The organism is Paenibacillus sp. FSL K6-2393 (assembly GCF_038002545.1).
In the GTDB taxonomy this organism is placed as follows: domain Bacteria; phylum Bacillota; class Bacilli; order Paenibacillales; family Paenibacillaceae; genus Paenibacillus.
Map to the genome: position 1 here is coordinate 1,455,099 of NZ_JBBOCU010000001.1, position 20,502 is coordinate 1,475,600.

A 20,502-nucleotide genomic window follows, 5' to 3' on the forward strand; every position below is an offset into this window, starting at 1 on the left:
TGATAGAATAATGAATGACTACAACCTGAGAGCCATTGGAGGTGCGAAAGCGATGGGACCGAGCAAAGCGAAAGGTCGTCGTTTTCCTTTACTGCCTTTAAGAGGACTTCTCGTCTACCCGAGTATGGTACTGCATCTCGATGTGGGCCGGGAGAAATCGGTCAAGGCTTTAGAAAAAGCGATGGTAGAAGAACATCTGATTCTCCTATGTTCCCAAGCCGAAGTAAATATTGAAGAACCAACACAAGAGGACATTTTCAGAATCGGAACCGTGGCCAAGGTCAGACAGATGCTGAAGCTTCCGAACGGTACGATTCGTGTACTCGTGGAAGGCTTGGAACGGGCTGAAATTATTGAATATACGGACAACGAGGAATATTATGAAGTACTGGCTAAAGAGCTGCCTGAAGAGGAGAATACCCATCCGGAGACGGATGCCTTGATGCGTACCGTTCTGAACCAGTTCGAGAATTATATTAATCTGTCCAAAAAAGTGACACCAGAGACACTCGCAGCGGTGTCTGACATCGAAGAACCAGGGCGTCTGGCCGATGTCATCACGAGTCACCTGTCCTTGAAGATCAAGGACAAACAGGAAATTCTGGAGACCATCGACGTTCGGGAACGTCTGGAGAAATTGCTGGATATTTTGAACAATGAGCGCGAGGTGCTGGAGCTTGAACGCAAGATTAGCCAACGTGTGAAGAAACAGATGGAGAAAACGCAGAAGGAATATTATTTGCGCGAGCAGATGAAAGCGATCCAGAAAGAACTGGGTGAAAAAGAAGGCCGTGCGGGTGAGGTCGAGGAACTTCGCACTCAGATGGAAGAACTCGGCTTGCCGGACAAGGTGAAAGAAAAGGTCGAGAAAGAAATTGATCGACTGGAGAAAATGCCTGCAAGTTCAGCCGAGGGCGGAGTCATTCGCAACTACGTGGATTGGCTGCTTGGCCTTCCTTGGAGTCAGATGACAGCGGATGACCTGGATATCCAAAAAGCCGAAGATGTGCTCAATGCAGATCATTACGGATTGGAAAAACCCAAAGAGCGTGTGCTTGAATATCTGGCTGTCCAGAAGCTCGTCAAGAAGCTCAAAGGGCCAATTCTCTGTCTGGTTGGACCTCCAGGGGTCGGTAAAACATCACTTGCCCGTTCGATCGCCAGATCGCTGGGTCGGGAGTTTGTAAGAATATCTCTTGGCGGCGTGCGTGATGAAGCCGAGATTCGTGGTCACCGACGCACCTATGTAGGCGCCATGCCTGGGCGTATCATCCAGGGGATGAAAACGGCGGGTTCACTTAATCCGGTATTCCTGCTCGACGAGATTGATAAGATGGCTTCAGATTTCCGCGGAGACCCTTCCGCAGCGTTACTTGAAGTCCTTGATCCGGAACAGAACAATACGTTCAGTGATCACTTTGTAGAATTGCCGTTTGACTTATCCAACGTTATGTTTATAACAACTGCCAACACGGTGCACAATATTCCGCGTCCATTGCTGGATCGGATGGAAATGCTCAACATCCCTGGTTACACAGAGCTGGAGAAGCTGCAAATTGCGAAAAACTATTTGTTGCCCAAACAGAAGCAGGACCATGGTCTGGAAGAAGAGCAATTGGAAATCCCGGATGACGCGCTGTTGCGTGTCATTCGTGAATATACACGGGAGTCAGGTGTGCGTAATCTGGAACAGCAGATGGCTTCGTTGTGCCGGAAAGCTGCCAAGAATATCGTATCTGGTGTGGAAGGTCAGATTAACATCACATCAGATGAGATCAAAGACTATCTTGGACCTGGCAAGTTCCGTTATGGCATGGCCGAACTTGAAGATCAGATTGGTACCGTAACGGGTCTGGCGTGGACTGAAGTGGGCGGAGATACCCTTGTTATTGAAGTGACTGTTGTGCCTGGAACAGGTAAATTGACTCTGACAGGTAAACTGGGAGATGTCATGAAGGAATCGGCACAAGCCGCATTCAGTTACACTCGTTCCAAAGCTACGCAACTTGGGATATCGCCTGATTTCCATGAAAAGAACGATATTCATATCCACGTTCCGGAAGGAGCGATTCCGAAGGATGGTCCATCTGCCGGGATTACGATGGCAACAGCGTTAATCTCAGCTTTGACGAACAAACATGTGTCCAAGGATATCGCGATGACTGGTGAAATAACACTGCGTGGACGTGTGCTGCCGATTGGTGGTCTGAAAGAGAAATCACTGGCAGCCCATCGTGCCGGCTATAAAAAAATATTATTGCCTAAGGATAACGAACGGGACCTGCGTGACATTCCAGACAGCATCAAGGAAGATGTGGAGTTTGTCCCTGTAGCCCATATGGATCAGGTATTGCAGCATGCACTTGTTGAGCAGACAGGAATTCACCTGTAATCCACGTATCCGAAAGGTTCGTATGAAGATTAGACCGTTCTGCGGAGGCTTCGGCGTCCGCTGGAACGGTTTTTTTGGTATGATAGAACAATCCATGGCATAATACCTTCAACAGGTGATGCATAGCACAGGCGTTCAAGAGAGGAAAGATACAATATGAAAGTAAATCAATCTGAATTTATTATCAGTGCCGTTCGGCCTGAACAATACCCCGAGGACGGTCTGCCAGAGATTGCTTTGGCGGGACGCTCCAATGTGGGAAAATCTTCCCTGATCAACCGTTTGATCAATCGTAAAAATTTGGCTCGGACGAGCTCAACACCGGGTAAGACACAGCAACTCAACTATTATAAAATTAATCAGGATCTCTACTTCGTCGATTTCCCGGGATATGGCTACGCTAAAGTTTCCAAAGAGCAACGCTTTGCCTGGGGCAAAATGATGGAGAAATACTTGCTCGGACGCGAAGAATTGAAACTGGTTATGCAGATGGTGGATATGAGACATGAGCCATCGAAGGATGACAAAATGATGAATGAGTGGCTTCGTCATAACGGATTGCCTCTGGTTGTCGTAGCGACCAAGATGGACAAGATTCCAAAAACACGCAGAGCCAAACATATCAAAGTCATTAAGGAATCACTGGGCCTTCGTTCAGGAGATTTGTTTGTGCCGTTTTCATCCGAAGAGGGATTGGGGAAAGAAGAGTTATGGGACATCATAACCCGCCATGCCCGCATCGATAAGTATGCACCAGTGCCGGATGCAGAGGGTGTTTCTGAAGAGGAAGAAAACAACAAAATTAACGGATAACCGAGATAGTATACTGTTTTAGTGCGGGAAAGTGAGCATGCTAAATGAATCTTAGATGAGATCAAGATTAATCGGGTTTTTTATGGAATTTCGTGAGAATTCATCATCTGGGTATGGAGAAAAATAGTGTTAGGGTAGTGTATAATGAGCATAGGTGCATATTGCCAACAGTACCAAAATACCGGCCTTGCCGGCCTGAAGAATTTTGAGATGACTGCTATATGTGCAGGAAGACAAAACAATCGGGAAAGAATTGAGGGATTTGTATGGCTCAGCGGTTAGCCACAGAGTATGTTAAGGCCACTATGAAATTGTCAGAACCCCAGATGCATCAGTTTTTGCGCATGACAGAAGACGGCAGGCTTCATCATCGGGTTAAGGTGTTGGACAATGGTTGTCAGGAGGTTGTGCTGGGGGATGTAAGTGGAGAAGAAGTGCATTTCCCTTTTGACCGCATAGAAGGGTTTTATATCTGTGAGTTATCTTGCCGCCTGGTGAATCTGCATTTGACCAACGTTGTCCGGAAGCTCTTTGTGACTTTCAAAGGTGACGGGGTCGTGCATCGGATCTATAAAGGGTTCACCATGACGTATGTTTATGCTCAAGGCACTGTCCGTAAAATTGTGGAGAAAACCGGGGAGAACACCCGAGTGATCTATGAATACAAAAATACGTTGCTTGAATTGCAACATCTGTTCCAGGCCAGAGATGTAGAACGCGAAATCAACCGTGTGTATGCCGAGATCGATTCACTGCTGGACACTAGAAAAGATGCGACTGCTGATCAGCTCCATCAGATTGATGAGACCCTTGCTCGTCATCAAAAACGGTTGTTTGAGCTTGAAGCCTATTAACTTAAAATTGTATGTTTATAAACGTATATGAATGTAATCAATTCCCTTGTATCTTCCGGGCAGTGGCACTCGCCAATGTGGAGGTTTCAGGGGATTTTTTAATGTGAGATCGAATATTCCGAATTGAAAATATTTATTTTACAATCTTCTGGAAAAGGGTTGATTTCACTCTGATTCAATGTTATTTTTAATCTCGTTGAAAACAATATAGGAACCAGGATTCACTCAGGACATTATATGTTGCGAGAGATTTTTCCCTCGGGAAGTGAATGACGTAGGTCCTAGCGGATGAAATTTTTCAAACATTTTATTCCTAGGAAGGGGGAACCGAAGGATGGAATATTCAACTTTCGGAAGACACGTTGCTGTTGATACTTGGGGTGTCGACTTTAATCTACTGAACAATGCAGAGTATCTGGAAGCCCAAATGGTTGAAGCAGCAGAGGCATGTGGCGCGACAGTGATGTCCGTACAGTCCAAGCAGTTTGATCCACAGGGAGCGACCGTACTTGTACTATTGTCTGAGAGCCATCTCTCCATTCATACGTATCCTGAGAGAGGTTTTGCAGCGATTGATTGTTACACTTGTGGGGAGACTGTAGATCCACAGCTTGCTATTGACTACCTGGTATCCGTATTAAAGCCTGAAAAAACGTATGCAAAGAAGTTGGTACGTGGTTTGGGCGAATTGCAAGTTGAAACACCAGACATGAACAACCAGACTGAACGGGTTTAAATAAAAAGTATATTGCATACACAATGTTCACATATCGGGATGGACACATAACCTCCCAAACTCTAATAGTCATGGAATAATTCCATGGCTATTTGTTTTAATATGCGTATCGTTATGAATATTCATAATCGACACCTTTTAACGCATAACGGTGAACTTTGGTGAGACACTACAATAAATGACAGTGCATATGATGATGAACATGGTGATTTCATAAACATTTCATAAAAAGGACCCGGTCACGGCTATGATGTGTGATATAATTAACCATGTCAATCATAAATGGATAGACATATGCAGTAAGCACTTTGATTGGAAATTTATTAGGCAGGTGAACTTGCAATGCACATCGTTGTCGTTGGTTTGAATTATCGCACGGCGCCTGTAGAGGTTAGGGAACGATTCACATTTGCAGAAAAGGACTTGTCTGAAGCGCTGCAGCAGCTCAAGCTGACCAAGAGTGTATTGGAAGGTGTAATCGTAGCCACATGTAACCGTACCGAGTTGTATGTTGTGGTGGACCGTCTTCACATGTGTGGTTATTTTATTCGAACATTCATGGAACAATGGTTTAATGTACCACGGGAAGAATTTACGCAACACTTATATATATATGAAGATGATCAAGCCATGCGCCATTTGTTCCGTGTCATCTGCGGACTAGATTCCATGGTCATTGGTGAGACTCAGATTCTTGGACAGGTGAAACAGGCTTTTCTTAAAGCGCAGGAAGAGAAATCAACAGGTACATGGTTTAATAAGTTATTTAAGCAGGCAGTTACATTGGGCAAACGGGCACATTCGGAGACTTCCATTGGGGAAAGCGCCGTATCTGTCAGTTATGCTGCTGTTGAACTCGGTAAGAGGATTTTTGGCATGTTCACAGACAAGAAGGTGCTCATTCTGGGTGCCGGCAAGATGAGTGAACTAACCGTGAAACATCTCTATGCCAACGGGGCATCCGAGGTCATCGTGGCGAATCGTACGCTTGCAAGAGCAGAAGAATTGGCAGCCAAGTTCCGGGGTACACCTTGTACGATGGAACAGGCATTAAATCGACTTAATGAAGTTGATATTGTGATTAGTTCCACTGGAGCTGAACGTTATGTCATGGATGCAGCAGTGGTACGGGAGAGCATGAAGCGTCGTCAATCTCGTCCATTGTTCCTGATTGATATTGCGGTTCCACGCGATATTGATCCGGCGATTGGTGAATTATCCAATGTATTTCTCTATGACATTGATGATCTGGAAGGAATCGTGGAGAGCAACCTGGAGATGCGTAAGGTGGAAGCTGCCAAGATTGAGAGAATGATCGAGCTTGAGATGGAGGATTATTACCATTGGCTCAAAACGTTGGGTGTTCGTCCCGTTATTCGCGCTTTGCAGGAAAAAGGTGTCTCCATTCATGAAGAAACGATGGATAGCCTGTTTAATAAACTGCCTGAGCTCGATGAACATCAACGTAAAGTCATTCGTCGTTTGACCAAGAGTATTGTGAACCAAATGACGACAGATCCGATTAATCGGATTAAGGAAATGGCAGGCACGAAGCAAGGTGATGAAGCTCTGCGCATGTTTACTCAGATCTTCGCTCTGGAAGATGCAGTAGAGGTGGCCGCTGAAAAAGTGAGTCAGAGTGATGCTACAGCTCTGGCGAAACCAGCTGCTCACCTTAACGAAAACCGGCAAGACCCCGTGCCGGCTTATGCTCCGGCAGGCGTATAAGGCGGGTGGGCAGCTTGACCCTTGCTGAACAAGTCTATGAAGCTCTAATCTATATGTATGCCCTGAGCCTACTGTTCTATTTCTCGGACTGCATTCGACGCAATGCGGGGGCGAAGCGGACAGGCACAGGGTTTCTTGTCGTTGTTTGGGGACTGCAGGTGACGCATGTCATATTGCGCATGTGGACTGAAGGCCATTTCCCCATCTACACCACCTTTGATTTTTTGTTTATATTTTCATTCAGTATTGTGCTGATGTCTCTTGTCATGACTCGCATTCAGCGTTCCGAATTTGTGATTTTGTTGCTGAATGTTGTAGGTTTTTCCGTTACGGTATTAAACCGACTATGGTTTACGGCCGGAGAGATATCACTGCATAACTGGCAAACGGTACATGGATTACTCATTATGCATATTACCTTGGCGAATCTTGGTTTTGCGGCGTTAACCGTTGCTACGGTATTTGCCTTGTTATATCTGTTCTTGCACCGTAAGTTGAAGAAAAAAAAGTGGAATGATACGATGCGACGGCTGCCAAGCCTGGAAGTGATCGGTAAGTATATGGATGGTGCTACGTTGATAGGAACACCGCTCCTTGGTGTTTCTGTGATGCTTGCCGTATTATCCATTGTGGCGGAAAGACGCTGGATTCTACTCTTGGATCTCAAAGTTATTTCGACAGGTCTTGCTATAGCCATCTATCTGGGTTACTTCGTATCCAAGAGAAGGAAACAGTTCTCTACAATTATCATGGCAAGATGGACACTGATCGGGTATGGATTTGTCATTATAAGTTTTTTATCCAATGCGTATTCAGCGTTTCATCGTTGGACGGGAGAGTGAAGGGGATGGACCGTTACACGCCGATATTTGTGAATACTTCAGGCAAGAAGTGCTGCGTGGTTGGTGGTGGACGTGTTGCCGAACGTAAAATTAAGGGATTGCTGCATGCTGAGGCACAGATTACGGTCATTAGTCCGGAGCTTACTCCCGTATTACAACAACTGCATCATGAATCCCGAATTCAATGGATAGACCGGTCCTACCGCAATGGAGATTTGCGGGGGGCCTTTCTCGTATATGCAGCGACTGACCATTCAGAGGTCAATTCAACTGTGGTTCGGGATGCTGAGGCTGCGGGCGTATTGGTGAATGACGCAATGTGTTCGGAGCACAGCAGCTTTATTACACCAAGCGTGGTAAGGCGCGGGAGATTAAGCATAGCGATATCCACAGCAGGAGCGGGACCGGCAGCAGCTGCGGAGATACGTGCCACACTCGAACGACAGTTCGGTGATGAGTATGAGACGTACCTTGAGTTTTTGCACCAGATGAGGACCGAGGTGAAGTCACGCGTATCATCTTCAAGTCTCAGAAGTGCGTTGCTTCGGCAATTAACTGAAATGCACATATTAGAAGATATTCGTACAGGCCATTTTCGGTGGTGGACCGAAGAAGAAATCGGGGACTGGATATCCCGTAATCAGGAGGAAGTGTAGATATGCGTACAATTAAAGTTGGAAGTAGACAGAGCGCGCTTGCGCTAACCCAGACAGGCCATGTCATTCAGGATTTACGTGATATTTGTGAGCGGGAAGGATTAGCTTTTGACTTTGAAGTACATAAGATTGTTACCAAGGGAGATCTCATTCTGGATGTAACGTTGTCAAAAGTCGGAGGCAAAGGTTTGTTTGTCAAAGAGATTGAACAGGCGATGCTTGATCGTACGATTGATATGGCTGTGCATAGCATGAAGGATATGCCCTCCGAGTTACCCGAAGGATTAATCAATGGTGCTATTCCCCGTCGTGCAGATCCACGGGATGCGCTGATCTCCAATGGTGGACTTACTCTGGATCAACTGCCAGAAGGAGCTAGAGTCGGAACAAGCAGTCTGCGCCGGTCGAGTCAATTAAAGGCCTACCGTCCAGATTTGCAATTGGAATCGATTCGCGGCAATATTGATTCCCGTCTGCGGAAGCTGGAGACCGAAGGATTCGATGCGATTATTCTGGCAGCTGCAGGATTGTACCGTATGGGCTGGGAAGACCGGATCACAGAATACCTGACGGAAACAGCTTGCCTTCCGGCAGTGGGTCAAGGCGCGCTTGGTATCGAATGTCGTGAAGACGATGAGGAACTATTGCACTTGCTGCAGCTGTATAACGATCCGGAGACAGCATTTCCTGTACAGGCGGAACGCCGTTTTCTCAGTGTATTGAATGGGGGCTGTCAGGTTCCAATTGGTGCTCATGCGGTATGGCTGCCTCAGGAAGATGCGGATTCCCTGAATGGTGAAAACACGTTACAATTAACAGGTATGGTCGGCACGCCGGATGGTGGACTGATTCTTAAGGAAGCTCTGATCGGCAAAGACCCGGTTCGTCTGGGTGAAGAAGTGGCTTGGAGATTGATTGAACGGGGAGCAGAGCAGATACTGGCAGAAGTTAGGGGATGAAGACATGGTGGGAAAGGTCTTTTTGGTAGGAGCAGGTCCTGGGGATGCAAAGCTGATTACGGTAAAAGGGTGGGAATCCATCGGTAAAGCCGATGCTGTAGTCTATGATCGTTTGGCAAGTCCGAGATTGTTGAAACAAATGAAACCCGGCGCAGTCAAGATTTACGTGGGCAAGCGCCCGGATCGGCATACGATGAAACAGGAAGAGATCAATCAACTGTTGGTTGATCTTGCTCTTGAAGGCAAGGTTGTGGTTCGGCTTAAGGGTGGGGATCCAACGATCTTTGGACGCGTGGGCGAAGAGGCAGGTTTGCTGTACAAAAACGGGATTCCGTTTGAGATTGTGCCTGGGGTAACCGCTGCAATAAGTGTACCTGCGTATGCCGGAATTCCTGTGACTCACCGTGACTATGCATCTTCCATCTCTATTATTACGGGGCACGAGAGTCCGGACAAGCTTGATCGCAGTATCCATTGGGATAAAGTGACGAATGCAACGGGTACACTGGTATTTATGATGGGGGTTGCCAAAATTGGATATATCAGCGAACAATTGATTCGTCATGGTCGTCCAGCGCAAACACCGGTCGCTCTGATTCGTTGGGGAACACGAGCGGAACAGGATACCCTTACAGGTACCCTTGAGGATATAGAAGCGAAAGTGATCGCAGCCAATTTCCAACCACCAGCTGTTATTGTGGTGGGGGATGTCGTCAATCAAAGGGAACAATTGAAATGGGCAGAAGCGCTGCCGCTGTTTGGCAAACGAATTCTGGTAACCCGTGCTCGCAGTCAGGCGAGTGAACTGGTGAATCGCATTGAGGAACTCGGCGGGGAACCGTATGAGTTTCCGGTTATTGAGACGGTCATGCCGTCCAGTGAATCTGCCAAGCAAAGTGTCAAAGACGCCTTCAGTGCTTTAAATACCTATGACTGGGTGTTTTTCACAAGTGTGAACGGCGTGGAGTTTTTCTTCCGCCATCTGGAACAGGAAGGCAAGGATATTCGCTCGATTCATCAAGCGAGAATTGCTGCCGTAGGACCTTCCACAGCAGATGCTTTGCGCAAACATGGCATCGTTGCAGAGGTTGTCAAAGGTCCTTTCCAGGCCGAAGGTATGCTTGAGGCTTTTGAAAGCGAATTGAAGGAAGGTCAGAGAGTATTGCTTCCGCACGGTGATCTTGCACGTACATGGTTACGTGATCAGTTGAGAGAACGAGGACTTCAGGTCACCGAAGCCATCACCTACGATACGATCCTCGCTGGTGAGAATGATGATGAACTGCTCAAGCTGCTTGAAGAAGGTGGTATTCATGCGGTGACCTTTACAAGTTCGTCCACAGTTACCAACTTCATGAGTATGTTGAAACGTATGGGGTTGCAAGATCCACTGCCTTTATTGAAAGATGTGGAGGTTGCGTGTATCGGACCTGTTACAGCGAAGACGGCAGAAGCCGCTGGACTAAAGGTTACACTGATGGCAGAGGAAGCAACGATGGATAGCTTGATCACAGTGCTATGCGACTGGAAACGGACAGGCACCAAAGAAGGCGCTCTTCGAAATTAATACACATGTAATCATGTCAACATATGAAGCGTGCTGAATTCGATAGGATACCAGCGCGCTTCCCTTTTTGCTCTATTTAACTTTCAGGGAGGTTTTACTCGTATGAGTTTTCCAATTGTACGGCATCGCCGTTTACGTCAATCCGCAGGTATTCGCAATATGGTCAGAGAGACCCATCTGACCGTGGATGATTTTATTCAACCAATCTATGTTACGTATGGAGAAAATGTAAAATCTGAAATTAAATCCATGCCTGGCGTATTCCGCTTTTCGCTGGATCGTCTTCAGGAGGAAGTAACGGAAATTGCCGAGCTGGGAATTCCAGCCGTGTTATTGTTCGGTATTCCGGAGACCAAGGACAGTGTGGGTTCATCTGGCTTCGCTGAAGATGGCATCGTGCAGGAAGCGACGAGATTGATCAAATCCTGGTATCCAGAACTGCTGGTTGTTGCGGATACTTGTCTGTGTGAATTCACGGATCACGGTCACTGCGGTATGGTACACACCGTGGAGATTGACGGTCATATCTGCGGAGATGTATTAAATGACGAATCATTGGATCTGCTCGTGCAAACTGCAGTGTCACAAGCCAAAGCAGGAGCGGACATTATTGCACCATCCAACATGATGGATGGATTTGTACAAGCGATCCGTGCCGGGCTGGATGAGAATGGATTCAGTCACATTCCGATTATGTCTTACTCTGTTAAATATGCATCTGCATTCTATGGCCCGTTCCGCGAGGCGGCAGATTCCACGCCACAATTCGGAGACCGCAAGTCGTATCAGATGGACCCGGCGAACGCGCGTGAAGCCTTGCGTGAAGCAGAGACGGATGTGCTCGAAGGAGCGGACATGTTGATGGTAAAACCATCCCTTTCCTATCTGGATGTTATGCGCACCATCAAGGATCAATTTGATCTTCCGCTTGTTGCCTATAATGTAAGTGGCGAGTATGCCATGGTGAAGGCGGCGGCGATTCAAGGCTGGATCGATGAGAAAAAAGTCGCCATGGAAATCCTGCTCAGCATGAAACGCGCAGGTGCAGATATGATCATTACCTACTACGGAAAAGACGCTTCACGCTGGTTGGCTGAGAAATAAAATAAATTACATTAAGGAGGATATTCATGACTGCACAACAAGGTAATCGTCGAAATGATGAGCGCTCACGCAGCGCGTTTGAGGAAGCGAAGCAGTACATACCCGGGGGTGTGAACAGCCCTGTACGCGCATTCAAATCGGTGGGACTTACTCCGATCTATGCAGAACGCGGCGAAGGGTCCAAAATCTACGATATTGATGGCAATGTTTTTATTGACTATGTGGGATCGTGGGGCCCACTCATTATGGGACATGCACACCCTGACGTTGTAGAAGCTTTGCGTGAGACAGCCCTCAAAGGAACAAGTTTTGGTGCGCCTACCTTGCTGGAGACCGAGATGGCAAAACTCGTCTGTGAGCGTGTACCTTCTATCGATATCGTGCGGATGGTTAATTCCGGTACGGAAGCAACGATGAGTGCCATTCGACTGGCACGCGGAGTAACCGGACGCAGTAAAATTCTGAAGTTTGAAGGATCATATCATGGACATGCCGACAGCTTGCTGATCAAGGCGGGTTCAGGTGTTGCAACACTGGGTCTACCGGATAGTCCAGGTGTACCTGAAGGTGTAGCTGTGAATACAATTACGGTACCTTACAACGATCTGCAATCCGTTAAGCTTGCTTTTGAACGTTATGGTGAAGAACTGGCCGCTGTTATTGTGGAACCTGTGGCAGGTAACATGGGGGTTGTACCTCCGGCTTCCGGTTTCCTTGAAGGCCTGCGCAGTTTGACGACCCAATATGGCAGCCTGCTTATTTTTGACGAAGTCATGACCGGTTTCCGCGTAGGGTTGAACTGTGCTCAGGGACGGTATGGGGTTACACCTGACCTGACTTGTCTGGGTAAAGTGATCGGTGGCGGACTCCCGGTTGGTGCTTATGGTGGCCGTCGCGATCTGATGGAACAGATTGCTCCAACAGGACCGATCTATCAGGCGGGTACACTTAGTGGGAACCCGCTGGCTATGGCCGCAGGATATACGACGCTCAAATTGTTAACACCAGAGGTCTATGACCGTCTGGAGACATTGTCTGCACGTCTGCAAGCCGGATTCGAGAAAAATGCAGCTGAGACGGGTGTTGCGATAACCATCAACCGTGTGGGTTCCATGGTTTGTCCATTCTTCAGTGCCGTTCCCGTAACTAATTATGATATTGCCAAAGAAAGCAATCTGGATCAATTCCGTCGTTATTTTGCGGCCATGATTGATCAAGGTGTGAGTGTTGCTCCTTCGCAATACGAAGGCATGTTTGTCTCTGGTGTGCATACGGAGCAGGATATTGACGATACGATTGAGGCGAATCGTAAAGCTCTTCAATCGTTATGACCATCAAAAGTTGGAAACGCCGCGGGGAATGGCTTGAGCTGATGCCAGGGAAAGCTGTAACAGGCAGTTCAGACAAACCGATGGCTGCAGAGCAATGGCTATTGTCTGAGCTTCAGTTTCCGGAGAAACTGCTTCGTCAGCTGAAAACTAACCGAGGAATACAACTTGCAGGGGACCGGCTTCGGCTGGCCCTTTTTGCGTCCCAGCCAATCGATGTCGAGCCACGCTGGGCTGATGTGGATGTATTGTATGAGGATGATTTCTGTCTGGTTATGCACAAACCGGCAGGCATGAAACTACATCCAGATGGAAGCCGTACCGATCAGGCCATCACGCTGGATCATGTGGTTGCCTCCTATTATGAAATGAACGGAATACAGGCGAGTGTACGCCATGTTCATCGACTGGATGAGGATACAACGGGACCTGTCCTATATGCCAAAAATGCTTTTGCCCTCGCCAAACTGGATGAAGCGATGCGTCGCAAAGAGATTGGCCGCCATTATGTAGCCATTGCAGGTGGACAAATCCCCCTTGAACTCCACAAAATTGATGCTCCCATTGGCAAGGACAGACATCACAAACAGCGCAGGCGTGTCTCGGAAGGTGGACAGGAAGCTGTTACCCATGTGGAGATCGTCGAAGTGTGGGAACGAGCAACCCTTGTACGATTAAAGCTGGATACAGGACGTACACACCAAATTCGTGTACACCTGAGCTACGCGGGACACCCGCTCATTGGTGATGCCTTGTATGGAGGTAGAGCGGATGCCATTGGTCGGCAGGCGCTTCATGGAGAGGTGCTGAAGTTTAGCCACCCGCTAACTGGAGCTATGATTGAAGTGGATGCCCCTTGGCCATCTGATTTCACACAATTGGCAGAGCGTGAGGTGGCTTACTAATACACTATTTAAGTTCGACTAACTATTTACAAGAAAACGGAAAGGACAGAAACAACCAGAAGAAGCAAAGCGTTCGCCTAAAAGCTTTCTGAAAGAAAGCTGCTTCGGAAGCATAAGCTATCCCCGGATTTTCCCTTTTATAAAAAGGAATGAAAAAAATCTGGGGATAACAGCGATCAGAGGGTTGTTCTGTCATTGGAGTGACAGTGTAAATAACCATGAGTTGAACATATATAACAAGGTTTTTCAAAAGGTGGCATGCTCATCTCATTCAAGGCATATAGATGGGGTAACGAAGGATTTGGACCATGGATCAGTCCCATGAGAAGGATCATGGTGAACATATGCCGAAAGGAGGACGCCACCTTTGTTGAATCAACCTTATGGTTTACGGTTCGATATTTATGAGCGCGTTCATTTGTCTGAGGGAGTCCCTGCGATTGAGGAATTGGAGGAGATTGAACTTTACCCGCGCATTCAAGTCATAGGGCAGGATGATCATGCCACGTTAAGAGGACATCTTTTACTTACAGGTGCGTACAGAGGAGAAAATGAGGCTTCAGAGGAGCTCAAACATTTTATTCCCGTGGAGATCACAGTGCCGCTGAACCGGGTCAGATCGATTGAGGATATTTCCATCGAGATCGAAAATTTTGACGTGGATCTGTTATCCAATCGCAGTCTGAACATTACAGGCGTATTGTCGCTGCGAGGCATCGAGGGGTTTCCTGTTGAAGAGCCACAAGTGTGGTCAGCAGATGAGTTTACAGTTGTTCATTCACCTGATGCTCAGCAATCCAACCGTTCCGATGAAGCAGCACAGACAGGCAGCGACCCCAACACATTTGCACAAGAGTACCTGCTCCAGCGGAGTGAGGAAGAGAGACTTGCGAATGCAGCAGAACTTGCATATGGTGCCCCGGAATTCGCTGACCTGTCTACAAGGGAAGAGACATTAAGGAATAGCGAAGAATGGCAGCAAGAATATGCGGATTCGTCATCGGCCGAGCCAATTCAATCTGAGGAGCAAAGTGCGGAGTACGCTAACGAAAACAGACAACCTGATGTAAACGAAGATCCCGCCTCTCTGACAGAGAATGGGGATGAATTGGCATCTCATGAGCAATACAGCGAACCTTCTCCGATCTCGTCATTTATGGCTGAGACCGCAGATCGGTTAGCTTCTTACCCTGAGTCGGAACCATTGCTGCCTCTGGAAGATGAGTCTTCGGGTTGGTCCGAGCCTTCCGTGGATGCATTGCCTGCGAACTCGAGAAGTGCAGATCAAGCAGTCACAGAGCCTACTGCTCAATCATCTAATGAGTTGGCAGCACCGGATGTACCGGACGCACCAGAGGTATGGCACTTCGAATCAGCGAGATCTGTACCTCAGCAGGAGAATCAGGCAGTTGCCGATGTCCCGAGCGAATCACAGGCGGAGAACTGGCAAGGTGTATTTGCTTCGTCTGAACCACCAGGCAACGCTGAGGAAGACCGACCGTCTTTTGAAGCGACTGGGGTAGACGAGTTCGTACAGAACGAAGCATTTGTTCCTGAACCTGTGGCTGAGACGGAAGACAAGCCGGAGCTGAAGGTTGCTTTTGGCAGCAAAAAAGAATCCGCACCACGGCAAGAAGAGGGCGTAGGTATCTCTTCCTTGTTATCCTCGGGCAGAGCGGCACGCGATGCTGAAGTGGAGCGAGGCGATGAGGTTCCTGCGGGTGTGGTACAGGAAGAAACATATCCAGCTGATGATGTGGAATGGAAGAACCTGTTCCTGGGAACGATTGTCGACCAGACCCCATTCCGCAAGGTGAAACTGTGCATCGTTCAGCGAGAAGACACACTGGATGCCATTGCAGATCGATATCAATTGAGCACGAGGGAACTTCAGTTGTATAACCGATTATCTGAACAAGTTGTGGAAGAAGGTCAGATATTGTACATCCCTTAATCCGTAGTTAAAGCCTTCGTTACAACCCGTGATCCCCTTGAGGATTGCGGGTTTTTGCATAATTCGCCCTAAACCTGCATTCCAGCGCTCTTTATCCGCTGTTGTCAGGTTGACTATCGCGCACGAGCAAGGTATGATGTGTGTAGGTTTTTTGAAGAACAACGTGGAACGGGAGTAGTAGACAGTATGACCTTTCAGAGAGTGGAATTGCAGCGCTGTGAGATTCCGCAGGAACCAACTGATCGAAGTCGCCCGGGAGTTGCCTGTTTGAATACAAGAGATGAATGAGATCTATCGTCATTTATTTCTGAGGTAGGATGGGCCGGTAGCAGCCGTTATCTGCTTGAAGTGTCACGTCATGTACAGAGGGTGAAGTCTATCTTGCTGTAGGCGTGAAACAAAGGTGGTACCGCGAAAGCTAACCTTTCGTCCTTTGATGGATGAAAGGTTTTTTTTGTTTTTTTTGGCGAAGATGATGAAGTAACGGAGGAATGACACATGTCTGAGGAAAAAAAATCAGCTGCAACAGAAATGCCGACCACTTATGATCCTAAGGCGGCAGAGGACAAATGGTACTCCACCTGGATGGAGCGCGGATATTTCAAAGCCGGTCAACGTAAGGATGCCGAGCCGTATACGATTGTAATTCCACCCCCGAATGTAACCGGGATGCTGCACATTGGGCATGCGCTCGATTTTACACTGCAGGATATTCTGATCCGTACCAAACGGATGCAAGGTTACGACGCACTGTGGCTTCCGGGTTCCGACCATGCAGGTATTGCTACCCAAACCAAAGTGGAGCAGAAGCTGCGTGAAGAAGGTCTGACTCGTTATGATCTGGGACGCGAGAAGTTTTTGGAAAAGGTATGGGACTGGAAAGATCAATATGCCACTACCATTCGTCAACAATGGGGCAAAATGGGATTGTCGCTTGATTACTCACGTGAACGTTTTACGCTGGATGAAGGTCTGTCCCAAGCGGTTCGCAAAGTATTTGTTCAACTGTATGAAAAAGGCCTTATTTACCGAGGCAAACGCATCATTAACTGGGATCCGGTGAACCGGACAGCTCTGTCCGACATTGAAGTTGAATATAAAGAGGTTCAGGGTCACTTGTACCATCTGCGTTACCCGCTCAAAGACGGAAGTGGCTACGTTACAGTGGCAACAACACGTCCTGAAACGATGCTGGGTGATACAGCGGTTGCTGTTCATCCGAAGGATGAGCGCTATGCAGATATGATTGGTAAAGTACTTGTACTGCCTATCATTGGACGAGAAATTCCAATTATCGCTGATGATTATGTGGATAAAGAGTTTGGAAGTGGTGCAGTTAAAATCACGCCTGCGCATGATCCAAATGACTTTGAAGTAGGTCTTCGTCATGATCTGCCTCAAATTACGGTAATGGATGAGAGCGGCACAATGAATGCTGAGGCTGGCAAATATCAGGGACTGGATCGCAGTGACTGCCGCAAGCAGATTGTTGCTGACTTGAAAGAGCAGGGCGTATTGATCAATATCGAGGATCACACGCATCAGGTTGGACACAGTGAGCGTACCGGAGCTGTTGTTGAGCCGTATCTGTCTACACAGTGGTTCGTTGAGATGAAGCCACTTGCAGAGAGAGCGATTAAGAAACAACAGAGCGGTGAAGGAGTTAATTTTGTTCCAGATCGTTTTGAGAAAACCTATCTGAACTGGATCGAAAACGTTCGTGACTGGTGTATTTCCCGTCAACTGTGGTGGGGACATCGTATTCCTGCTTGGTATGATGAAGAAACGGGTGAAATCATCGTATCTGCTGAAGATCCAACAACGCTGCCAGAGTATGCTGGACGCAAGCTCAGACAGGACGAAGACGTACTCGATACTTGGTTTAGCTCCGGCTTATGGCCATTCTCCACACTAGGCTGGCCGGAAGATACGGAAGACCTGAAACGTTATTATCCGACAAGTGTACTTGTGACAGGGTATGACATCATATATTTCTGGGTTGCACGTATGATTTTCACTGCATTGGAATTCACCGATGAGATTCCGTTCAAGGATGTGCTGATGCATGGTCTTGTTCGTGATGCAGATGGACGCAAAATGTCCAAATCACTGGGCAACGGTGTAGATCCGCTGGATGTGATTGAGAAATACGGCGCAGATGCAATGCGTTACATGATCTCAACCAGCAGCACGCCAGGTCAGGATCTCCGTTTCCGTTGGGAACGGGTGGAACAGGCTCGTAATTTCGCCAACAAGATCTGGAATGCTTCGCGCTTTGCATTGATGAATCTGGAAGGATTCACTTATGAGGAACGTGACATTAGCGGAGAGCTTGGTACAGCGGATTATTGGATTTTGCACCGTCTGAACGAAACTTCCCGCGATATTACGCGTCTAATCGAAGCGTATGAATTTGGGGAAACGGGTCGTGTGTTGTATAACTTTATCTGGGATGACCTGTGTGACTGGTACATTGAGTTTGCTAAGCTGTCCTTCTATGGGGAAGATCCGGTTGCCAAGAAGAAAACACAATCCGTGCTTGCTTATGTTCTGGATCAGACGATGCGCCTGATTCATCCGTTTATGCCATACATCTCCGAAGAGATCTGGCAGCATCTGCCGCATGAAGGTGAGACCATTACGTTGGCAGCATGGCCGGTATATGATCCTGCTCTTGAGAACCCAGAGGCTGTTGCCGAGATGAACCTGCTCATGGATACCATTCGTGCAGTTCGAAACATTCGTGCAGAAGTGAACGTGCCGATGAGCAAAAAGATCGAGTTGATGGTCAAAGCAAATAGTGCTGAGACGTCCAGCATCATTGCGCGTAACAGTCACTACATCAAACGTTTCTGTAATACGTCTGAGTTCGATAGTGGGCTGGATTTAAACTCACCGGATAAGGCAATGACTGCGATCATTACGGGGGCAGAACTATACTTGCCGCTCGCAGGTCTCATTGATATCGAGCAGGAAGTGGCTCGTTTGGAGAAAGAGTTGGAGAACCTTGAGGGCGAAGTTCTCCGTGTAGAGAAAAAACTGGCGAACGAAGGCTTTGTTGCCAAAGCTCCTGCCAAAGTTATTGAGGAAGAGCGCGCCAAGCAAGCAGATTATTCCGATAAACGGGATAAAGTGATTGCACGAATCAAGGAACTTAAAGGTTAATATATTTGGGTCGGATGGAGAGCGATTATGCCATCCGGCCGCTTTTTTCACTCAAACTCGGGACCGAAGGTGAATCAGATGACGGAATTAGACGGGACAGATGCAGCAGCTCCTTTACTTACGTATAACGAGGCCGTGGACTGGATCAATGGCCTTATTCCTTTTGGCATCCGACCTGGATTGGAACGAATCGAGAGTCTGATGTCCATGTTAGGCAATCCACACCAACGTCTCAAATTTATTCATGTCGCGGGAACGAACGGCAAAGGTTCGACTTGCGCTTTTTTGACGTCAGTGCTTCTTCAGGCTGGATATGATGTGGGTACCTTTACGTCGCCATATATCACCAAGTTTACCAACCGTTTTCAATACAACGGTGAGGATATTCCTGAAGAAATCCTGCTTAAACTCTCGAATCGATTACATCCACTGGTCATGGAAATGGCCTCCACTCCGCTGGGATCACCCACGATGTTTGAGGTGTCCACAGCTCTCGCGCTTCTGTACTATGCAGAGGAGTGTTACCCTGACGTTGTGGTATGGGAGACGGGGCTAGGGGGAAGGATGGACGTAACGAATATTGTCTCACCTGTTGTGTCCGTCATCACCAACATTGGTTTGGATCATACGGATGTTCTTGGAGATACGATTGAGCAGATTGCTGGAGAAAAGGCAGGTATAATCAAGCCGGGAGTACCCGTTGTGACTTGCGCGACTCAACCCGAAGCTGTGAAGGTGATTCAGGAGAAAGCACAGCAGCTTCAATCAAGCGTGTATTTGGCTGGAGATCAATTCTCTTATCATAGACTGGACAGCAATGAGAACGGACAATCTTTTCATTTTACAGGCCCGTTTCGTGATCTGGACGTTCGCATACGCATGCAGGGCTCACATCAATGTGACAATGCAGCGGCCGCACTTATGGTGCTTGAATTGCTTAGACAATACATGGCATTTATGCTGGATGACAACGATATTGCACTTGGACTGGAGAATGCTTTCTGGGCAGGGAGATTCGAAAAAGTCGTCGATGAACCTCGAATTGTGCTCGATGGAGCACATAATCCGGAAGGGGCAGAGTCACTGGCCAAGAGCATTATGGATGTCTATCCGCACAACAAGTTAATTTTGATGATGGGTATGTTGGCAAATAAGCATCACGAAGCGTATTTGCAGCATATACTGCCACTAGTGGATACGCTGATCCTGACCGAGCCAGATTTCCGACGCAAAATGGATGCAGCCGAATTGCTGCAGATTGTCGAACGGGTACGTCCCGCCATTGCGAAGCAGGAACTGGAAATCATCGTCGAGCCCGAATGGGCAAAGGCACTTGATCTATTGAAGTCACGGACGGAAGCGGAAGATCTGGGGGTGGTCTCCGGCACTCTGTACCTGATTGCGGATGTGCGGGCAGCCCTTTTGCATCAAACCGATTCTGAAAAAGGTTGGTGAAAGTTTTGTTAAATACATCGGAACACGTTCATTTTATAGGGATT

At 47.6% G+C, this 20,502-nt stretch carries 15 protein-coding genes and 1 other annotated feature; all 15 genes read left to right on the forward strand.

Annotated elements, in window-relative coordinates; translation table 11 throughout:
- Positions 1 to 52: 52 nt before the first annotated feature.
- The 15 genes from lon (at position 53) to MHI14_RS06390 (ending at position 20,458) form a co-directional block, all read left to right on the forward strand.
- On the forward strand, positions 53 to 2,392 hold the full coding sequence (gene lon, locus MHI14_RS06320; RefSeq protein WP_341130025.1) for an endopeptidase La: 2,340 nt from the start codon (positions 53 to 55) through the stop codon (positions 2,390 to 2,392).
- A 156-nt stretch (positions 2,393 to 2,548) separates the two neighbouring features.
- Positions 2,549 to 3,205, forward strand: a complete 657-nt coding sequence (yihA, locus tag MHI14_RS06325; RefSeq protein ID WP_341130026.1) for a ribosome biogenesis GTP-binding protein YihA/YsxC — start codon at positions 2,549 to 2,551, stop codon at positions 3,203 to 3,205.
- A 266-nt stretch (positions 3,206 to 3,471) separates the two neighbouring features.
- Positions 3,472 to 4,059 carry a hypothetical protein gene (locus MHI14_RS06330; RefSeq protein WP_036605891.1) on the forward strand — a complete coding sequence of 196 codons (588 nt, stop codon included), beginning with the start codon at positions 3,472 to 3,474 and terminating at the stop codon, positions 4,057 to 4,059.
- A 334-nt stretch (positions 4,060 to 4,393) separates the two neighbouring features.
- The gene (gene speD / locus MHI14_RS06335; protein ID WP_036673526.1) at positions 4,394 to 4,795 is read left to right on the forward strand and encodes an adenosylmethionine decarboxylase; all 402 of its coding nucleotides are present in this window, start codon (positions 4,394 to 4,396) and stop codon (positions 4,793 to 4,795) included.
- Between the two features lie 342 nt (positions 4,796 to 5,137).
- Positions 5,138 to 6,523: a glutamyl-tRNA reductase gene (gene hemA / locus MHI14_RS06340; RefSeq protein WP_091037583.1), complete on the forward strand. Its 1,386-nt coding sequence runs from the start codon at positions 5,138 to 5,140 to the stop codon at positions 6,521 to 6,523.
- A gap of 14 nt (positions 6,524 to 6,537) precedes the next feature.
- The gene (gene ccsA / locus MHI14_RS06345; protein ID WP_445670329.1) at positions 6,538 to 7,365 is read left to right on the forward strand and encodes a cytochrome c biogenesis protein CcsA; all 828 of its coding nucleotides are present in this window, start codon (positions 6,538 to 6,540) and stop codon (positions 7,363 to 7,365) included.
- A gap of 5 nt (positions 7,366 to 7,370) precedes the next feature.
- On the forward strand, positions 7,371 to 8,021 hold the full coding sequence (locus MHI14_RS06350) for a precorrin-2 dehydrogenase/sirohydrochlorin ferrochelatase family protein (protein ID WP_133387118.1): 651 nt from the start codon (positions 7,371 to 7,373) through the stop codon (positions 8,019 to 8,021).
- A gap of 2 nt (positions 8,022 to 8,023) precedes the next feature.
- Complete coding sequence (gene hemC / locus MHI14_RS06355; RefSeq protein WP_091037577.1) at positions 8,024 to 8,980, forward strand: hydroxymethylbilane synthase; 957 nt, start codon at positions 8,024 to 8,026, stop codon at positions 8,978 to 8,980.
- Positions 8,981 to 8,984: 4 nt separating this feature from the next.
- Positions 8,985 to 10,547 carry a uroporphyrinogen-III C-methyltransferase gene (cobA, locus tag MHI14_RS06360; RefSeq protein WP_341130027.1) on the forward strand — a complete coding sequence of 521 codons (1,563 nt, stop codon included), beginning with the start codon at positions 8,985 to 8,987 and terminating at the stop codon, positions 10,545 to 10,547.
- A 102-nt stretch (positions 10,548 to 10,649) separates the two neighbouring features.
- Complete coding sequence (gene hemB / locus MHI14_RS06365) at positions 10,650 to 11,651, forward strand: porphobilinogen synthase (RefSeq protein ID WP_091037572.1); 1,002 nt, start codon at positions 10,650 to 10,652, stop codon at positions 11,649 to 11,651.
- A gap of 26 nt (positions 11,652 to 11,677) precedes the next feature.
- The gene (gene hemL / locus MHI14_RS06370; protein ID WP_249912913.1) at positions 11,678 to 12,982 is read left to right on the forward strand and encodes a glutamate-1-semialdehyde 2,1-aminomutase; all 1,305 of its coding nucleotides are present in this window, start codon (positions 11,678 to 11,680) and stop codon (positions 12,980 to 12,982) included.
- Positions 12,979 to 13,884 (forward strand): RluA family pseudouridine synthase, encoded by a 906-nt coding sequence (locus MHI14_RS06375; protein ID WP_133387120.1) that lies wholly within the window; start codon positions 12,979 to 12,981, stop codon positions 13,882 to 13,884. Before hemL ends, MHI14_RS06375 begins: the two co-directional genes overlap by 4 nt.
- Before the next feature lie 367 nt (positions 13,885 to 14,251).
- Positions 14,252 to 15,838, forward strand: coding sequence for a LysM peptidoglycan-binding domain-containing protein (locus MHI14_RS06380; protein ID WP_091037568.1), 1,587 nt, complete (start codon positions 14,252 to 14,254; stop codon positions 15,836 to 15,838).
- Positions 15,839 to 15,993: 155 nt separating this feature from the next.
- Positions 15,994 to 16,275 (forward strand) — a binding site (T-box leader).
- A 61-nt stretch (positions 16,276 to 16,336) separates the two neighbouring features.
- Positions 16,337 to 19,003: a valine--tRNA ligase gene (locus MHI14_RS06385; protein ID WP_091037565.1), complete on the forward strand. Its 2,667-nt coding sequence runs from the start codon at positions 16,337 to 16,339 to the stop codon at positions 19,001 to 19,003.
- Positions 19,004 to 19,081: 78 nt separating this feature from the next.
- Complete coding sequence (locus MHI14_RS06390) at positions 19,082 to 20,458, forward strand: bifunctional folylpolyglutamate synthase/dihydrofolate synthase (protein WP_341130028.1); 1,377 nt, start codon at positions 19,082 to 19,084, stop codon at positions 20,456 to 20,458.
- Positions 20,459 to 20,502: the final 44 nt, after the last annotated feature.